16 protein-coding genes are annotated in these 16,828 nt (G+C 70.0%); 12 read left to right on the top strand and 4 right to left on the bottom strand.

The window, feature by feature from the left end:
• Positions 1 to 219 precede the first annotated feature (219 nt).
• The 11 genes from ACL02U_RS14115 to ACL02U_RS14065 all read left to right on the top strand — a co-directional run bounded on the left by ACL02U_RS14115 (position 220) and on the right by ACL02U_RS14065 (position 10,358).
• Positions 220 to 1,611: an MraY family glycosyltransferase gene (locus ACL02U_RS14115; RefSeq protein WP_412791137.1), complete on the top strand. Its 1,392-nt coding sequence runs from the start codon at positions 220 to 222 to the stop codon at positions 1,609 to 1,611.
• Positions 1,612 to 1,912: 301 nt separating this feature from the next.
• A complete protein-coding gene (locus ACL02U_RS14110) occupies positions 1,913 to 2,350 on the top strand; it encodes a hypothetical protein (RefSeq protein ID WP_412791136.1) in 438 nt (145 codons plus the stop codon).
• A 225-nt stretch (positions 2,351 to 2,575) separates the two neighbouring features.
• A complete protein-coding gene (gene atpB / locus ACL02U_RS14105) occupies positions 2,576 to 3,394 on the top strand; it encodes a F0F1 ATP synthase subunit A (protein WP_412791135.1) in 819 nt (272 codons plus the stop codon).
• A gap of 79 nt (positions 3,395 to 3,473) precedes the next feature.
• Entirely contained in the window at positions 3,474 to 3,713 is a 240-nt protein-coding gene (gene atpE, locus ACL02U_RS14100) for an ATP synthase F0 subunit C (protein ID WP_018571456.1), read from the top strand.
• Positions 3,714 to 3,755: 42 nt separating this feature from the next.
• Positions 3,756 to 4,319, top strand: coding sequence for a F0F1 ATP synthase subunit B (locus ACL02U_RS14095; protein WP_412791134.1), 564 nt, complete (start codon positions 3,756 to 3,758; stop codon positions 4,317 to 4,319).
• Positions 4,316 to 5,137 (top strand): F0F1 ATP synthase subunit delta, encoded by an 822-nt coding sequence (locus ACL02U_RS14090; protein WP_412791133.1) that lies wholly within the window; start codon positions 4,316 to 4,318, stop codon positions 5,135 to 5,137. Before ACL02U_RS14095 ends, ACL02U_RS14090 begins: the two co-directional genes overlap by 4 nt.
• Before the next feature lie 155 nt (positions 5,138 to 5,292).
• Positions 5,293 to 6,882: a F0F1 ATP synthase subunit alpha gene (atpA, locus tag ACL02U_RS14085; protein WP_412791132.1), complete on the top strand. Its 1,590-nt coding sequence runs from the start codon at positions 5,293 to 5,295 to the stop codon at positions 6,880 to 6,882.
• Positions 6,883 to 6,903: 21 nt separating this feature from the next.
• The gene (locus ACL02U_RS14080) at positions 6,904 to 7,821 is read left to right on the top strand and encodes a F0F1 ATP synthase subunit gamma (RefSeq protein ID WP_412791131.1); all 918 of its coding nucleotides are present in this window, start codon (positions 6,904 to 6,906) and stop codon (positions 7,819 to 7,821) included.
• Positions 7,822 to 9,258, top strand: coding sequence for a F0F1 ATP synthase subunit beta (gene atpD / locus ACL02U_RS14075; protein ID WP_412791130.1), 1,437 nt, complete (start codon positions 7,822 to 7,824; stop codon positions 9,256 to 9,258). It begins immediately after the preceding gene.
• Between the two features lie 110 nt (positions 9,259 to 9,368).
• On the top strand, positions 9,369 to 9,743 hold the full coding sequence (locus ACL02U_RS14070; protein ID WP_412791129.1) for a F0F1 ATP synthase subunit epsilon: 375 nt from the start codon (positions 9,369 to 9,371) through the stop codon (positions 9,741 to 9,743).
• A 168-nt stretch (positions 9,744 to 9,911) separates the two neighbouring features.
• Complete coding sequence (locus ACL02U_RS14065) at positions 9,912 to 10,358, top strand: DUF2550 domain-containing protein (RefSeq protein WP_412791128.1); 447 nt, start codon at positions 9,912 to 9,914, stop codon at positions 10,356 to 10,358.
• On the opposite strand, the gene ACL02U_RS14060 is transcribed toward ACL02U_RS14065, so the two are convergent.
• From ACL02U_RS14060 to ACL02U_RS14045, 4 genes are all read right to left on the bottom strand, one after another.
• Entirely contained in the window at positions 10,345 to 10,542 is a 198-nt protein-coding gene (locus ACL02U_RS14060) for a hypothetical protein (protein WP_412791127.1), read from the bottom strand. The two genes, ACL02U_RS14065 and ACL02U_RS14060, sit on opposite strands and share 14 nt — an antisense overlap.
• A gap of 268 nt (positions 10,543 to 10,810) precedes the next feature.
• On the bottom strand, positions 10,811 to 12,643 hold the full coding sequence (locus ACL02U_RS14055) for a glycosyl hydrolase family 18 protein (protein WP_412791126.1): 1,833 nt from the start codon (positions 12,641 to 12,643) through the stop codon (positions 10,811 to 10,813).
• Between the two features lie 535 nt (positions 12,644 to 13,178).
• Positions 13,179 to 13,751 (bottom strand): cob(I)yrinic acid a,c-diamide adenosyltransferase, encoded by a 573-nt coding sequence (locus ACL02U_RS14050; RefSeq protein WP_412791125.1) that lies wholly within the window; start codon positions 13,749 to 13,751, stop codon positions 13,179 to 13,181.
• Between the two features lie 250 nt (positions 13,752 to 14,001).
• Positions 14,002 to 15,042 carry a L,D-transpeptidase family protein gene (locus ACL02U_RS14045; RefSeq protein ID WP_412791124.1) on the bottom strand — a complete coding sequence of 347 codons (1,041 nt, stop codon included), beginning with the start codon at positions 15,040 to 15,042 and terminating at the stop codon, positions 14,002 to 14,004.
• An 832-nt stretch (positions 15,043 to 15,874) separates the two neighbouring features.
• Here ACL02U_RS14045 and ACL02U_RS14040 point away from each other — a divergent pair.
• Positions 15,875 to 16,741 (top strand): DUF3152 domain-containing protein, encoded by an 867-nt coding sequence (locus tag ACL02U_RS14040; protein ID WP_412791123.1) that lies wholly within the window; start codon positions 15,875 to 15,877, stop codon positions 16,739 to 16,741.
• Positions 16,742 to 16,828: the final 87 nt, after the last annotated feature.

The following is a 16,828-nucleotide window of genomic DNA, read 5'->3' as shown; positions in this document are numbered from 1 at the left end:
CCGTCCGTCTGAGCGGGCCCGGCACGCGGCCCCGGGCGGGCCCGTGAGCGGTCCGGACGGGGGTACTCGCACACCGCCGGGCGCGTGACGTCGCAAGCCGCGGGCGCAACGCGTGCAACCATCGTCGCTACCCGTGAGTCCTCCACCGTATGCGTCCCCCGGGCGGGCAGTCGCTAGGGTGTGGGGCTGAGATGGCCAGCGAGACCTGTGGGGAAGCCCGTGCGTGAATACCTGCTGACGCTCTGCATCACGGCCGCGGTGACGTACCTGCTGACCGGGCCGGTGCGGAAGTTCGCGATCGTGGCCGGAGCGATGCCGGAGATCAGGGCGCGGGACGTGCACCGCGAACCCACTCCGCGGCTCGGCGGGATCGCGATGTTCTTCGGCCTGTGCGCGGGGCTGCTGGTCGCCGACCATCTCACCAACCTCAACGAGGTGTTCGACAAGTCCGCGGAGCCGCGCGCGCTGCTCTCCGGTGCGGCGCTGATCTGGCTGATCGGCGTCCTGGACGACAAGTTCGAGATCGACGCGCTGATCAAGCTGGGCGGTCAGATGATCGCCGCCGGTGTGATGGTGGTGCAGGGCCTGACGATCCTCTGGATTCCGGTGCCGGGCGTCGGCACGGTCGCCCTGACCCAGGGGCAGGGCACGCTGCTCACGGTGGCGCTGGTGGTCATCACCATCAACGCGGTCAACTTCGTGGACGGGCTGGACGGACTCGCGGCGGGCATGGTGTGCATCGCCGCGGCCGCGTTCTTCATGTACGCCTATCGGATCTGGTACTCGTACGGCATCGAGGCGGCCGCCCCGGCGACGCTGTTCGCGGCCGTGCTGATGGGCATGTGCCTGGGCTTCCTGCCGCACAACATGCATCCGGCGCGGATCTTCATGGGCGACTCGGGATCGATGCTGATCGGCCTGGTGCTGGCGGCCGGCGCGATCTCGGTGACCGGGCAGGTCGACCCGGACGTGATGAACCTGTTCTCCGGTTCGGAGCGCAACACCGTGCACCAGATGGTGCCGGTCTACATCCCGCTGGTGATGCCGCTCACCATCATCGCCATCCCGGCGGCCGACCTGGTGCTGGCGATCGTGCGGCGCACCTGGCGGGGCCAGTCGCCGTTCGCCGCGGACCGCGGGCACCTGCACCACCGGCTGCTGGAGATCGGCCACTCGCACAGCCGGTCCGTGCTGATCATGTACTTCTGGTCGGCGCTGATCGCCTTCGGCGCGCTGGCCTACTCGGTGAACTCGGCGTCCATGTGGATCGTGCTCGGCGTGGTGGTGCTGAGTGCACTGGGGCTGGTGCTGCTCCTGCTGCCCCGCTTCACGCCCCGCGCCCCGCGGTGGGCGCAGCACTTCGTGCCGCCGCGCTACCGGCGGCGCAGGGCCGTGGCCGAGAGGCCGGGGGGCGCTGCCGCGGCCGGCTCCGAGGCCGGTTCCGGCGAGGGTTCGCAGGCCGCCGCGGCGGACGCTCCGGAGGACGGGTCCGGTCCGGAGGACGGGGCGCGGTCCGCGGTCCCGGCCGGCGCCCGCCGGGTCAACGGAGCGACCGCCCTGGGCACTCGTTCGCGGCTCCTGGACCGGGGTAAAGCGGGAACCCCGCGCTGACGGCAAGGTAAGAATCTGACTAGAGCATTGCCAAGTCGTGGGGAAGCAAAGCGCATTAATACCAGACAAAAGGTCGCTGTTTCTGCACAGACGCGCGCTGTCACTCTCATGTGTGACAGTGAGCACACCGAACAGGTAAAGACTGCATCAAATAGTTTGTGATACCGTTCACGAGAACCCGGGACAGAGCCGAAGGACCGCAGTGCGAGGGTCTCTTGGCCCGAGGTCTCCACCACTCGGCCCGGGGCTACGCTCGTCCATGACGACACCCCTGCCCCCCTGTGAAAGCGGAGTTGCCGCCATGCCGTCCAACGACGTCCGGAACCTTCTGCAGTGCGCCGTACCCACGGCCGCCGCCGGTGTGGTCGCCGTAGCCGTCAGCGGTGCGGTGGCCGGAGGCAAGGGTGCGCTGGGAGCCGCCGTCGGTGCGGTACTGGCCCTCCTGTTCATGGGGATCGGCCTCTACGTCCTGCAGTGGACGGCAAAAACGCTCCCGCAGCTGTTCCAGGCGATGGGGCTGATGCTCTACGTCGCCCAACTCCTGCTGCTCATGATCTTCCTGGCCCTCTTCAAGGGCACCTCCCTCTTCAACGCCCGGGCGTTCGCCTTCACACTCATCGCCGCGACCGTGGTGTGGATGGCCGCACAGGCCCGCGCCCACCTGAAGGCGAAGATCCTCTACGTGGAACCGGAATCGGGGAAGAGCGAGAAGTCCGAGAGGAGCGGGTCGTCGTCGTGAGGGGTAGGCCCGGGATAAAGGCGTGGAAGATCTCCTGCTATCGTCCGGTGCCAACTGCGGCATCGCGGGCGCGGGCTTCTGAGCCGACGCCCGCTCGATCGCGAGGCGCGAAGCCCTCCAGCCGCCCCCACATCCGTCACACCAGTCCGGTGCCGACCCGCGGCTGCACGCCGCGCCGACACAACGAGGTTGCCGTTTCCATGCGCCACGCCGAAGGAGCCCGCGGTGAGTGCTGACCAGACCACGCTCGCCTTCGACTGGAGTTGCCGCGTCTTCGCCGAGAACGGCTGCGGCTTTCCGGCGCCGGGGCTGAACTCCTTTATCTTCAAGCCGATGTTCACGGTCGGCGGCATCGACATCGACAAGCCGATGCTGCTCGCTCTGGTGACCTCCCTGGTGGTGGTCGGCTTCTTCTGGAGCGCATTCAGCAAGGCCAAGGTGGTCCCCGGCAAGCTCCAGATGGTCGGCGAGGCCGGGTACGACTTCGTCCGCCGGGGCGTCGTCTACGAGACGCTCGGCAAGGCCCAGGGCGAGAAGTACGTCCCGCTCATGGTCTCCATCTTCTTCTTCGTCTGGATCATGAACCTCTGGTCGGTCATCCCGGTCGCCCAGTTCCCGGTCACGGCGATCATCGCCTACCCGGCCGCCATGGCCGGGATCGTGTACCTGACCTGGATGATCCTGACCTTCCGCAAGCACGGCTTCGTCGGCGGACTGAAGAACCTCACCGGCTACGACAAGTCGCTCGGCGCGGTACTGCCGCTCGTCGTGGTCATCGAGTTCTTCTCGAACGTCCTGGTCCGCCCGTTCACGCACGCGGTCCGACTGTTCGCCAACATGTTCGCCGGCCACCTGCTGCTGCTGATGTTCACCGTCGCGAGCTGGTACCTGATGAACAGCTGGCTGATCGCCGCCGGCGCCGTCTCGTTCGCCATGGCCATCGTCATGATCCTGTTCGAGCTCTTCGTCCAGGCCGTCCAGGCGTACGTCTTCGTCCTGCTGGCCTGCTCCTACGTTCAGGGCGCTCTCGCCGAGCACCACTGAGCCCCCTCCCGAACCGCTCCGTCACCAGACGTCCGGTGGCCAACCCCCACCGGTCCTTGAAAGAGAAGGAAGATTCAGCATGGCTGCCACTGAGACCCTTGCCGCCGTCACCGGCTCCATCGCCTCCGTCGGCTACGGCCTCGCCGCCATCGGCCCCGGCATCGGCATCGGCATCATCTTCGGCAACGGCACCCAGGCGCTCGCCCGCCAGCCCGAGGCCGCCGGCCTGATCCGCGCCAACCAGATCCTGGGCTTCGCCTTCTGCGAGGCGCTCGCCCTCATCGGTATCGTCATGCCCTTCGTTTACACCTACAAGTAAACCGCGGCCGACGACACCCCTTAAGGGAAAGGCACTGATGACATGCAGCTGACACAGCAGCTGGTGCAGCTGGCCGCGGAGGAGGAGAACAACCCCCTCATCCCGCCCGGCCCCGAGCTGGTCATCGGCCTCATCACCTTCGCCATCGTCTTCTTCTTCCTCAGCAAGAAGCTCCTGCCGAACATCAACAAGGTTCTGGAGGAGCGCCGGGCGGCGATCGAAGGCGGTATCGAAGAGGCCGACGCCATGAAGACCGAGGCCCAGAGCGTCCTTGAGCAGTACAAGGCACAGCTCGCCGAGGCCCGGCACGAGGCCGCCCGCCTCCGCCAGGAGGCGCAGGAGCAGGGCGCGACCCTCATCGCCGAGATGCGCTCCGAGGGCCAGCGGCAGCGCGAGGAGATCGTCGCCGCCGGTCACGCCCAGATCGAGGCCGACCGCAAGGCCGCCTCCTCGGTGCTGCGTCAGGACGTCGGCAAGCTCGCCACCGAGCTGGCCGGCAAGCTCGTCGGCGAGTCCCTGGAGGACCACGCCCGGCAGAGCCGCGTCATCGACCGCTTCCTCGACGACCTCGAGGACAAGGCGACGACGGCCGAGGCCACTCGATGACCGCGCACGGAGCGAGCCGCGAGGCTCTGGCCGCCGCCCGGGAGCGCCTCGACGCGCTCACGGACAGCACCGCCGTCGACGCCGCCCGGGTCGCCGACGACCTGGCCGCCGTCACCGCGCTGCTCGACCGCGAGGTGTCGCTGCGTCGGGTCCTCACCGACCCGGCGCAGGCCGGCGAGGCCAAGGCCGAACTGGTCCAGCGCCTGCTCGGTTCCCAGGTCGGCGGTCCGGCCGCGGACCTGGTGGCCGGCATGGTGCGCTCCCGCTGGTCGCAGTCGCGCGACCTGGTGGACGCGCTGGAGGAGCTGGCCGACACCGCCGACCTCACCGCCGCGCAGAAGTCCGGCGCGCTCGACGACGTCGAGGACGAGCTGTTCCGGTTCGGCCGGATCGTCTCCTCCTCCACGGAGCTGCGGGCCGCGCTGACCGACCGCAAGGCCACCGCCTCGGCCAAGGGCGAGCTGCTGCGCAGCCTCCTCGGCGGCCGGGCCAGGGCGACCACCGAGCGTCTGGTCACGCGTCTTGTGACCGCGTCGCGGGGACGTAGCCTTGAAGCGGGAATCGAGTCCCTGTCCAAGCTCGCCGCCGAACGGCGGGACCGCATGGTCGCCGTCGTCACCTCGGCGGTCCCGCTGAGCGACACGCAGAAGCAGCGCCTCGGCGCCGCCCTCGCCAAGCTCTACGGCCGCCGGATGCACCTCAACCTCGACGTGGACCCCGAGGTCCTCGGCGGGATCCGGGTGCAGGTCGGTGACGAGGTCATCAACGGCTCACTCGCCGACCGCATCGCGGACGCCGAGCGCCGGATGGCCGCCTGACGGCGGTACGCCGGACACGGCAGCCGCGCCAACCGAACACGCAAACGTACTTACGGCCCTGGTTGGGCCGTGCAGAGGATTCACCTCCTGACGGGGGGTGTGCCCCTACCCCCCAAGTGAAACTTCGGGCCCAACAAGGAGAGCAGGGAACCCAGATGGCGGAGCTCACGATCCGGCCGGAGGAGATCCGGGACGCACTGGAGAACTTCGTCCAGGCGTACCAGCCGGACGCGGCCTCGCGCGAGGAGGTCGGTACGGTCACCCTGGCCGGCGACGGCATCGCGAAGGTCGAGGGCCTGCCCTCGGCCATGGCCAACGAGCTGCTGAAGTTCGAGGACGGCACCCTCGGCCTCGCCCTCAACCTCGAGGAGCGCGAGATCGGTGCCATCGTCCTCGGCGAGTTCAGCGGCATCGAGGAGGGCCAGCCGGTCACCCGCACCGGCGAGGTCCTGTCGGTCGCCGTGGGCGAGGGCTACCTCGGCCGCGTGGTCGACCCCCTCGGCAACCCGATCGACGGCCTCGGCGAGATCGACACCGACGGCCGCCGCGCCCTCGAGCTGCAGGCCCCCACGGTCATGCAGCGCAAGTCGGTGCACGAGCCGATGGAGACCGGCTACAAGGCCGTAGACGCCATGACGCCGATCGGCCGCGGCCAGCGCCAGCTGATCATCGGCGACCGCCAGACCGGCAAGACCGCCCTGGCCGTCGACACGATCATCAACCAGCGCGACAACTGGCGCACCGGCGACCCGAACAAGCAGGTCCGCTGCATCTACGTCGCGGTCGGCCAGAAGGGCTCCACCATCGCCGGCGTGCGCCGCGCGCTGGAGGAGAACGGCGCCCTGGAGTACACCACCATCGTCGCCGCCCCGGCGTCCGACCCGGCGGGCTTCAAGTACCTCGCCCCCTACACCGGTTCGGCCATCGGCCAGCACTGGATGTACGAGGGCAAGCACGTCCTGATCATCTTCGACGACCTGTCGAAGCAGGCCGACGCCTACCGCGCCGTGTCGCTGCTGCTGCGCCGCCCGCCGGGCCGCGAGGCCTACCCGGGTGACGTCTTCTACCTGCACTCCCGCCTGCTGGAGCGCTGCGCGAAGCTCTCCGACGGCATGGGCGCCGGCTCGATGACCGGTCTGCCGATCGTCGAGACCAAGGCCAACGACGTCTCGGCGTTCATCCCGACCAACGTCATCTCCATCACCGACGGCCAGTGCTTCCTGGAGTCGGACCTGTTCAACGCCGGTCAGCGCCCCGCGCTGAACGTCGGTATCTCCGTCTCCCGAGTCGGCGGTTCCGCCCAGCACAAGGCGATGAAGCAGGTCTCCGGCCGCCTCCGCGTCGACCTCGCCCAGTTCCGCGAGCTGGAGGCGTTCGCCGCCTTCGGTTCCGACCTGGACGCCGCCTCCAAGTCCCAGCTGGAGCGCGGTCAGCGCATGGTCGAACTGCTGAAGCAGGACCAGTACCAGCCGATGGCCACCGAGGACCAGGTCGTCTCCGTGTGGGCCGGCACCACCGGCAAGATGGACGACGTGCCGGTCGCCGACATCCGCCGCTTCGAGCAGGAGCTGCTGGAGTACCTGCACCGCAAGGAGCAGGGCCTGATGACCTCCATCAAGGAGGGCGGCAAGATGTCCGACGACACCCTCCAGGCGGTCGCCGACGCCATCGCGGACTTCAAGAAGCAGTTCGAGACGGGCGACGGCAAGCTGCTCGGCGAGGACACCCCCGCCGCCGCCAAGTGACGTAAGGAAGGGACCTGACTCATGGGAGCCCAGCTCCGGGTCTACAAGCGTCGCATCCGATCCGTCAGCGCGACCAAGAAGATCACCAAGGCGATGGAGATGATCGCCGCCTCGCGCGTCGTCAAGGCGCAGCGCAAGGTGGCGGCGTCCACGCCGTACGCGCAGGAACTGACCCGCGCGGTCACGGCGGTCGGGACGGGATCCAACACCAGGCACCCGCTCACCACCCAGGCCGACACGGTCACCCGGTCCGCGGTACTGCTGCTGACCAGCGACCGCGGTCTGGCCGGCGCCTTCAACTCCAACGCGATCAAGGCGGCGGAGCAGCTGACCGAGCGGCTGGAACGCGAGGGCAAGCAGGTCGACACGTACATCGTCGGCCGTCGCGGGGTGGCGCACTACCACTTCCGTGAGCGTGCGATCGCGAAGTCGTGGACGGGCTTCACCGACGAGCCCTCGTACGCGGACGCCAAGAACGTCGCGGCTCCGCTGATCGAGGCCATCGAGAAGGAGACGGCGGAGGGCGGCGTGGACGAGCTCCACATCGTCTACACCGAGTTCGTGTCGATGATGACGCAGACGGCGCTGGATGCGCGCCTGCTGCCGCTCAGCCTCGACGAGGTGAAGGAGGAGGCGGCTCCCAAGGGAGAGGTCCTCCCCCTGTACGACTTCGAGCCGTCGGCGGAGGACGTCCTGGACGCCCTGCTGCCCCGGTACGTGGAGAGCCGTATCTACAACGCGCTGCTCCAGTCGGCCGCTTCGAAGCACGCCGCCACCCGGCGTGCGATGAAGTCGGCCACCGACAACGCCGGTGAGCTCATCGAGACGCTCACCCGGCTGGCCAACCAGGCCCGCCAGGCGGACATCACCCAGGAAATCAGCGAGATCGTCGGTGGCGCGAGCGCTCTGGCCGACGCGACCGCGGGGAGTGACCGATAAATGACCACCACTGTTGAGACCGCGGCGGCTACGGGCCGCGTCGCCCGGGTCATCGGCCCGGTCGTCGACGTGGAGTTCCCCGTCGACGCGATCCCGGAGATCTACAACGCCCTGCACGTCGAGGTCAACGACCCGGCGAAGGCCGGCGAGAAGAAGACGCTGACCCTGGAGGTCGCCCAGCACCTGGGTGACGGCCTGGTCCGCGCGATCTCGATGCAGCCCACCGACGGCCTGGTCCGCCAGGCCTCGGTGTCCGACACCGGTTCGGCGATCTCCGTACCGGTCGGCGACTTCACCAAGGGCAAGGTGTTCAACACCATCGGTGAGGTGCTGAACGTCGACGCCGAGTACGAGGGCGAGCGCTGGCCGATCCACCGCAAGGCGCCCAACTTCGACCAGCTCGAGTCCAAGACCGAGATGTTCGAGACCGGCATCAAGGTCATCGACCTGCTGACCCCGTACGTCAAGGGCGGCAAGATCGGCCTGTTCGGCGGTGCCGGCGTCGGCAAGACGGTGCTCATCCAGGAGATGATCTACCGCGTCGCCAACAACCACGACGGTGTGTCGGTGTTCGCGGGCGTCGGTGAGCGCACCCGTGAGGGCAACGACCTCATCGACGAGATGAGCGACTCGGGCGTCATCGACAAGACCGCCCTGGTCTTCGGCCAGATGGACGAGCCCCCGGGCACCCGTCTGCGCGTGGCCCTCGCGGGCCTCACGATGGCGGAGTACTTCCGCGACGTCCAGAAGCAGGACGTGCTGTTCTTCATCGACAACATCTTCCGCTTCACGCAGGCCGGTTCCGAGGTCTCCACGCTGCTCGGCCGCATGCCGTCCGCGGTGGGCTACCAGCCGAACCTGGCCGACGAGATGGGCCTCCTCCAGGAGCGCATCACCTCCACCCGCGGTCACTCGATCACCTCGATGCAGGCGATCTACGTCCCCGCGGACGACCTGACCGACCCGGCCCCGGCGACCACCTTCGCCCACCTCGACGCGACGACGGTGCTCTCCCGTCCGATCTCGGAGAAGGGCATCTACCCGGCCGTGGACCCGCTGGACTCCACGTCCCGGATCCTGGACCCGCGGTACATCGCGGCGGACCACTACAACGCGGCGATGCGCGTGAAGAACATCCTGCAGAAGTACAAGGACCTGCAGGACATCATCGCGATCCTCGGTATCGACGAGCTCGGCGAGGAGGACAAGCTCGTCGTCCACCGTGCCCGTCGCGTGGAGCGCTTCCTGTCCCAGAACACCCACGTCGCCAAGCAGTTCACCGGCGTCGACGGTTCGGACGTGCCGCTGGAGGAGTCGATCACCGCCTTCAACGCGATCTGCGACGGCGAGTACGACCACTTCCCGGAGCAGGCGTTCTTCATGTGCGGTGGCCTGGAGGACCTCAAGGCCAACGCCAAGGAGCTGGGCGTCTCCTGAGCCTCGCGCTCGACTGAGGGGGCGGGCGCGTCCCGCCCCCTCAGCCACGCCCACTAGACTTGTACCCCACACCCGGCACTCCCGCCGGGTGGTGACCCGAGGAGCCACCCTTGGCTGCTGAGCTGCACGTCGAGATGGTCGCCGCCGACCGCCGGGTCTGGTCCGGTGAGGCCACCCTGGTCGTCTGCCGCACCACCTCCGGCGACATCGGCGTCATGCCCGGTCACCAGCCGCTGCTCGGTGTGCTGGAGTCGGGCCCGGTGACCATCCGGACGAGTGACGGCGGGACGGTCGTGGCCGCGGTGCACGGCGGTTTCATCTCGTTCGCCGACAACAAGCTGTCGCTGCTGGCCGAGATCGCCGAGCTGTCGGACGAGATCGACGTCCAGCGTGCGGAGCGGGCGCTGGAACGTGCCCAGTCGGGCGCGGACGCGTCCGCGGAGCGCCGTGCGGACGTACGACTGCGCGCGGCGGCGGCGCGCTGACCACAGCGCGGCGCACGCGATGACGACTCTCAGCCGCGGCCGGCACCGGAGCGATCCGGAGCCGGCCGCGGCTGAGGCAGATCTGGAAGTTTTTTCCGTTCCGTTACCTGCGGTGGAAGCGGATCAGCCACTGATCCGCCGACTAGGAGACGAGGAGGTCGGTAGTCGATGGTCCTCGCCCTGACCGTGTGCGGAATCGTCGTCGCCCTCGTGGTGCTCGGCTTGTTCGTCTTCGGTCTGCGCCGCAGGCTGATCCAGCGTTCCGGCGGCACCTTCGACTGCAGTCTGCGCTGGGACGTCGCGGACAAGCCGGACTCCGGCGGCAAGGGCTGGAGCTACGGCGTCGCCCGCTACAACGCGGACCGCGTGGAGTGGTACCGGGTGTTCTCGTACGCCCCCCGCCCGCGCCGCGTCCTGGAGCGCGCCTCGATCGAGGTGTCCGGCCGCCGCGAGCCCGACGGCGAGGAGGAGCTGGCGCTGCTCTCCGACGCCGTCATCCTGACCTGCCTGCACCGGGGCACGCGGCTGGAACTCGCGATGAGCGAGGACGCGCTGACCGGTTTCCTCGCCTGGCTGGAGGCGGCCCCGCCCGGCCAGCGCGTCAACGTGGCCTGACCGTGTGCGAGACCGGGCACACCGGGTGCCCGGCCGCGTCGTAGGAGTAGTCCTGCTGCACCACGACGCTGCGCTGGGGCGAGTCCAGGGTGACCGTGACGCTCAGCGGAGCGAGGCTCGCCAGCAGCGCGGCCGTGGTGGTGCCGGTGAACGCGGCTGCGGACGCCAGTGTGGAACTGCGCAACCTGCGTGCCTTGCGGCCCCTGCCGGAGGTGCCCCTCCTGTCGGTCGCGGTGGACCTGCGCTTCATTGCTTCCCCCCGAGTGAGACGTTCCGTTCCTGTTGAGAGGGGTCAGTCTTCCGGGTCCGGGGGCCGCTTCCCACGGCCGGGTGGACCGCCCCGACGGACCGAACGGCCCCCACTGGCGTACGCCGGGGGCGCGGGCCGCTCCGGACACGACTGCGCGGGCAGACCCTCAGGCCTGCCCGCGCAGTGCGGTGCCGCAGCGGGGTCAGCTCAGACCACTGTCGATGGCACTCACCAGCTCGCCGTTGCTGGTGTCACCGCTGAACTCCCAGAAGAACGCGCCGCCCAGGCCCTGGCTCTTGGCCCAGCTCATCTTGCCGGCGATGGTGCTCGGCGTGTCGTAGGACCACCAGTTGCTGCCGCAGTGCGCGTACGCGGTGCCCGCGACGGTGCCGGTGACCGGGCAGGACGTCTTGAGGACCTTGTAGTCCTCGATGCCCTGCTCGTAGGTGCCGGTCGCCGGGCCGGTGGCGGTGCCTCCGGGGGCGTCCTGGGTGACCCCGGTCCAGCCGCGGCCGTAGAAGCCGATGCCCAGGAGCAGCTTCTTCGCCGGCACGCCGATCGCCTTGTACTTGGCGATCGCGTCGGCCGTCGTCCACCCGGCCTTCGGGATGCCCGCGTACGAGGTGAGCGGGGAGTGCGGGGCGGTCGGGCCGGTCTTGTCCCAGGCGCCGAAGAAGTCGTACGTCATCACGTTGTACCAGTTGACGTACTGCGCGGCGCCCGCGTAGTCGGCGGCCTCGATCTTGCCGCCGGCCGTGCCGTCGGCGGTGACCGCGGCGGTGACCAGGTTGTCCGAGCCGAACTTGGCGCGCAGCGCGGACATCACGTTCCTGAAGGCGGCCGCACCGCTGGTGTCGCAGCTCAGCCCGCAGGCGTTCGGGTACTCCCAGTCGATGTCGATGCCGTCGAAGACATCGGCCCAGCGCGGGTCCTCGACGAGGTCGTAGCAGGACTGGGCGAACGCGGCCGGGTTCTGCGCGGCCTGGCCGAAGCCGCCGGACCAGGTCCAGCCGCCGAACGACCACAGCACCTTCAGGTTCGGGTACATGGCCTTGAGCTCGCGCAGCTGGTTGAAGTTGCCGCGCAGCGGCTGGTCCCAGGTGTCGGCGACGCCGCTGACGGAGTTGTCGGCGGTGAAGGCCTTGTCGTAGTCGGCGTAGGAGTCGCCGATGGCGCACTTGCCGTTGGTGACGTTGCCGAAGGCGTAGTTGATGTGCGTGATCTTCGCGGCCGAGCCGGACGTCACCAGGTTCTTGACGTTGTAGTTGCGGCCGTAGATGCCCCACTCGGTGAAGTAGCCGAGCCGGACCTTGTCACCGGTGGGCGGCGGGGGAGGGGTGGTCCCGCCGCCGGTGGTGTGCACCGCGACCGCGCCGCTGGCCGGACCGGTCTGGTCGGCGGTGTCGCGGGCCTGCACGGTGTAGGAGTAGTCGGTGCCGGCGGTCAGGCCGCTGTCCGTGTACGAGGTGGCCGTCACGGTGGCGACCTTGGCGCCGTCGCGCAGCACGTCGTAGTTCTTGACGCCGTTGTCGTCGGTGGCCGCGCTCCAGCTCAGCGTCACCGAGGTGTCGGTGATGCCGGAGGCGGTCGGGGTGCCCGGCGCGGACGGGGCCTCGTCACCGGGGGTGGTGGTGCCGCCGTCGCAGCCGCCGCCGTTGAGCGTGCAGTGGGACGGGGAGCCGGAGCCGGTGCCGTTGAAGCCGAAGGAGACGGACGCGCCGGGGGCGAGGGTGCCGTTGTAGGACTTGTTCTTGGCCGTCCAGTGGTTGCCGGAGGACGTGACGTCGGCGTCCCAGGCGGAGGTGACGGCGGTGCCGGACGGGAAGTCCCACTCGATCGTCCAGGAGCTGAGGGACGTGGTGCCGGTGTTCTTGACCGTCCACTTGCCTTCGAAGCCGGTGCCCCAGTCCTGGGTCTTGGTGTAGCCGGCGGTGGCGTTCGTCGCGGCCTGGGCGGAACTCGCCAGGCCGACGAGGCCGGCCAGCGGGAGCAGCAGGGTCGCGAACCCGGCCGCCGCTCTGTGCCTGAAGCGCATGGTGCGCCTCCTCGGGTGTGGGGAATCTGGAGTTGTTGTGGGCATGACTGAGCCTCCACGCCCACAGTGCCGCGAGAATAGAAAGGTCTGGACCATAGGTCAATAGGTCTGGACCACTGTCCCGGTTCGGGCGCCTGCTCCCCAACTCCTCCACGATCGGCCCCGCTTGTGCGCCACGGCGCCCCCTTCCCGCCCCCCTGCGCACGGCTGACGTGCGTCTTCGCCGCGCCCTCGGCCGATCAGGGCGGGCGGCGGCGGCCGTCCCCGCGGACCGCACCCGGCACCCGGACCGGCCTCGGATCCACGACGTACCCAAGTTGGTCGGCCTCGGAAGTCCTTCGGGGTCGCGATCAACATCAAGACGGCCGCCGGACCGGCGGCAACGGCCTGCGGAGCGCCGGTAGGACCGGAACCCGTTCCGGCGCAGCGCGAAGAAACAGGTAGCCGCGGACTTCAGACCGGACACCGTGCCGCGTGGCGGCACGGTGTCCGGTCGGGACGGCCGGAATCCTCGCCCTTCAGGGCGAGGAGCATGTCAACGCTCCCCGCCCGGCACCCACAGCACGTCCCCGACCTGCTTGTTCGCGATGCGGGCCAGGATGAACAGCAGGTCGGAGAGGCGATTGAGGTAGGTGGCGGTGAGCATGTTCATGGAGGTTCCGTGCGCCTCGAGGGCGGCCCAGGTGGACCGCTCGGCCCGCCGCACCACCGTGCAGGCCTGGTGCAGCAGCGCGGCACCCGGGGTGCCGCCCGGCAGGATGAACGACCGCAGCTTCTCCAACTGCTCGTTGAAGCGGTCGCAGTCCGCCTCCAGCCGGTCGACGTAGAACTGCTCCACGCGCAGCGGCGGGAACTCGGGTTCCTCCACCACCGGCGTCGACAGGTCCGCACCCACGTCGAACAGGTCGTTCTGCACGCGGGTGAGGACCTTGACGACGTCCTCGTCCAGGCCGCCGAGCGCGAGGGCCGTGCCGATCACCGCGTTGGCCTCGTTGGCGTCGGCGTAGGCGGCGATCCGCAGGTCGGTTTTGGGCACCCGGCTCATGTCGCCGAGAGCGGTGGTGCCCTGGTCGCCGGTCCGGGTGTAGATACGCGTCAGATTGACCATGTGCTCAGCGTAGTTACGCCCCGGCCTTTCGGGAGACGCGTGTGCCCACCGTCACGCCCTCTACCACCGGGGTGACCGCGGCGGACGGTGCGTGTCCGCTCCGGGGCGTGCAGCGGGACGGCCCCGCCGGGCCGCCGGCCGGGGCGCACCCGGCCGGGGGCCGCCGACCGCCCCGCGACCGGCCTGCCCCAGGGCCCGCAGCGGCATCCCGCACGGTCCGCCGGACCGCGCCCGCCCCGGCGGCACCGCCTCAGCCGATGGCGATGCGGGGGTGAGCGCCCGGCTTGATCCAGGACATGATCCGGTCCATGGTGGAGCGCGGCACCGACACGCAGCCGGCGGTCGCCCCGGACCCGTTGACGTGCAGGAAGATGCCGGCGCCCCGGCCCGGCACGGCGGGCCACCGGTTGAAGTTGATCACCAGTGCCTCGGCGTACTGGGTGGGGTAGTCGACCAGGTGCTCGCTGCCCCGGTCGCCGGCCTCGGTGAGGGGGAAGTCGGCCCCCGACTCACCGTGCATGGAGTTGTAGAACTTCGACTCCGGGTCCTCCACCCACCAGTCGTCGGAGGTGACCACGTGGTACGGCATGCTCGTACCGTTCGACTCCACTCCGAAGCCCTCGGTGACGGTGTACGTCCCCGAAGGCGTCGTCCAGGTGCCCTGCTGCCGGGTGGACCCGTCGACGACACCGTGGGACCCGACCCGGCCGGCGCTCGTGCTGAACTGCGCTTTCCAGCCGGCGGAACCCTTGGCCCAGGCGGTGACCGTGGCGTAGGAGCCGCTGGACTTGACGGTGATCAGCTGGGTGGCGTCGCCGACCAGGACGGGCACCGGGAAGTCGGGGGCGCTGTCGCTCCCCGAGCCCTGTGCCGGGGTGCTCCCGGAGTCCTGCGACCCGGAACCGGAACCGGACCCGGACCCGGACCCGGAACCCGAACCGGTCCCCGAACCGCTGCCGCCGCCCGAGGAGCCGGAGCCGGTACCGGCCGAGGCGCCGGCCCCGGGACTCGGCGAGGCGTCGGCGCTCGCCCCGGACGGCGGGGAGGCGGACGCCGAGGCCGATGCCGAAGCGGAAGCGGAGGCGCTTGCGGAGGCGCTCGGCGAGGCGCTCGCCGTCGCGGAGGAGCCGCCCGCGTCGTCCGCCACCACCTCCCCGGCCGCGGAGTCGTCTCCTGCGCTCCCGCATCCGGAGGTGAGAAGCAGCGCCCCGCCGGCGGCCGTTGCGACGAGCAGCCGGCGGGTGCGAACGGACAGGGCGGAGTTGTCGGGGAGCACGAAGGAACCCTTCATCGGGTGAGACCAGGACCGGGCCGGGGCCGGTGCGCATCACACCGCACCGGTCGCACGGGCCCCGCGAAACAGGCGTCGTTATACAACAACCGGCAACCCCGCTGCGACCGTTGGCGCAATTCGGGTGAATCAGCCCTGCCGATGATGTGATGAAACGTCACCAGGATCTGCCGGCAGACGGGTTGGCGCGGCGCCGGTGAGGAGGGGGCGCCCGTCCGCGGCGCGGGACCGACCGTTCGGGCCCCACCGTTGCGGACCGGGTGGATCTTGCCCGTGCGGCTCCGGACGCACCCCTGCCGGGGTCGGCCCGCAGGGATGTGGTTCCGCCCCGGTGGGGTACGGCCCGGGAGGCTCCGGGTGGGGCGTCGCGCCCGGAGTGCCGCCCGGCGCTCCGTGGCCCGTGGCGCGGGGGTCCCGGTACCCGCGCTGCACGGGCGGTGGCGGCGAGGTGAAACATGGGCGGCGAATCGGGATCGGCCGTGACGGGAGGGGGGTTCCGCTCCCGGTCGCCGGGGGTGTGTCCGCCGGCGGTCGCGGCGGCCGTCTTCGCCTGTCACCGCCTGCCGGTGCGAGGAGGGCAGGGGGTGTCACCCGCCCGCAGTTCGTCCTTTTTGCGAGGAAAGGATGCTTTCGCTCATTCAGTTGACCTGGAGTCGGATATCCTGTTAAGCGTTTTAATGGATCAAGAGTTTGTTCGAAGACAGCGTCCTTCGGAAGACCTGACCAGGTCTTCGTTCGGCGCAACGGGGGGATTTCAGTCGTGGGTAAGCGTGCCAAGACCAAGCGCGGTCCCGGGCGCCGGACGGTGTCCGCGCCTCAGGGGCGGTCCCGAGTGGCGCGCTTCGGTCTCGCCGGTGTCGCCTTCGCGGTCGTGATGGTCACGTCCGGTGTCGCCGTCGCCTACTGGGAGGACCGGAGTTCGGTGCCGGCGGCCGCCCGGCCCGCCGCGGACACCGGGGACACCCTGGAAGAGGCCACCGTCACGCCGTCCGGCCCGACCCGGTCCCCCTCCGCCGAACCCGACACCTCTCCGACGGCGTCGCCGTCCGCGTCCGCGTCCCCGTCCCCCTCGCCCTCCGCGTCCAGCGCCGTGCCGACCCCGTCCGCGTCGAGGAGCAGCGGTCCCTCCGTCCCGGCCACCGGCCCCGGGACCTTCACCACCGCCCAGGCCGACGGTTCGACGGTCGGCACCGGCAGCCGCGTACGGCGCTACAAGGTGATGGTGGAGGACGGTCTCGACGTCTCGGCCCGGGGGGCCGCGGGCGAGATATCGGCCATCCTCGCCGACCAGCGGGGCTGGACCCGCAACGGCGTCGACTCCTTCCGGCTCGTCAGCTCCGGCTCGTACGACTTCGTGGTGAAGATCGCCACGCCCGGGACGGCGGACGCCATCTGCGCGACCGGCGGCCTCAACACCCACGGCGACCTGAACTGCAGCGTGGGGAAGAACGTGGTGGTCAACCTCAAGCGGTGGATGCTCGGTTCCCCCGAGTTCGACGGGCCGGTCACCGAGTACCGCGCCCTGATCATCAATCACGAGGTGGGCCACCGCATCGGGCACGGGCACGAGACCTGCCCCGGGCCGGGCAAGCCGGCCCCGGCGATGATGCAGCAGATCAAGGGCCTGCACGGCTGCGTCGCCAACGCCTGGCCGTACGACCGCAGCGGCCACTACCTGGGCGGCCCCGCCGTCCCCTGACCCGGCCGCGCCTCCCGACCCGCCCAATCCCCCCGCGCCTCCCGGCCCCTCACCGTGCGCCCCTCCAGAGCCCGGCCCCGCCCCGCC

It is taken from the genome of Streptomyces sp. MS06 (assembly GCF_047200655.1).
In the GTDB taxonomy this organism is placed as follows: Bacteria; Actinomycetota; Actinomycetes; order Streptomycetales; family Streptomycetaceae; genus Streptomyces.
Note: the sequence above shows the minus strand (reverse complement) of the source record. Positions and strands in the feature narration are given on the sequence as shown.

Excerpts from the sequence above, each read along its gene's own strand:
- ACL02U_RS14110 (WP_412791136.1), top strand. The coding sequence starts at position 1,913 with ATGCCGTCCAACGACGTCCGGAACCTTCTGCAGTGCGCCGTACCCACG.
- atpE (WP_018571456.1), top strand. The coding sequence starts at position 3,474 with ATGGCTGCCACTGAGACCCTTGCCGCCGTCACCGGCTCCATCGCCTCC.
- ACL02U_RS14095 (WP_412791134.1), top strand. The coding sequence starts at position 3,756 with ATGCAGCTGACACAGCAGCTGGTGCAGCTGGCCGCGGAGGAGGAGAAC.
- ACL02U_RS14090 (WP_412791133.1), top strand. The coding sequence starts at position 4,316 with ATGACCGCGCACGGAGCGAGCCGCGAGGCTCTGGCCGCCGCCCGGGAG.
- atpA (WP_412791132.1), top strand. The coding sequence starts at position 5,293 with ATGGCGGAGCTCACGATCCGGCCGGAGGAGATCCGGGACGCACTGGAG.
- ACL02U_RS14080 (WP_412791131.1), top strand. The coding sequence starts at position 6,904 with ATGGGAGCCCAGCTCCGGGTCTACAAGCGTCGCATCCGATCCGTCAGC.
- atpD (WP_412791130.1), top strand. The coding sequence starts at position 7,822 with ATGACCACCACTGTTGAGACCGCGGCGGCTACGGGCCGCGTCGCCCGG.
- ACL02U_RS14065 (WP_412791128.1), top strand. The coding sequence starts at position 9,912 with ATGGTCCTCGCCCTGACCGTGTGCGGAATCGTCGTCGCCCTCGTGGTG.
- ACL02U_RS14055 (WP_412791126.1), bottom strand. The coding sequence starts at position 12,643 with ATGCGCTTCAGGCACAGAGCGGCGGCCGGGTTCGCGACCCTGCTGCTC.
- ACL02U_RS14050 (WP_412791125.1), bottom strand. The coding sequence starts at position 13,751 with ATGGTCAATCTGACGCGTATCTACACCCGGACCGGCGACCAGGGCACC.
- ACL02U_RS14045 (WP_412791124.1), bottom strand. The coding sequence starts at position 15,042 with ATGAAGGGTTCCTTCGTGCTCCCCGACAACTCCGCCCTGTCCGTTCGC.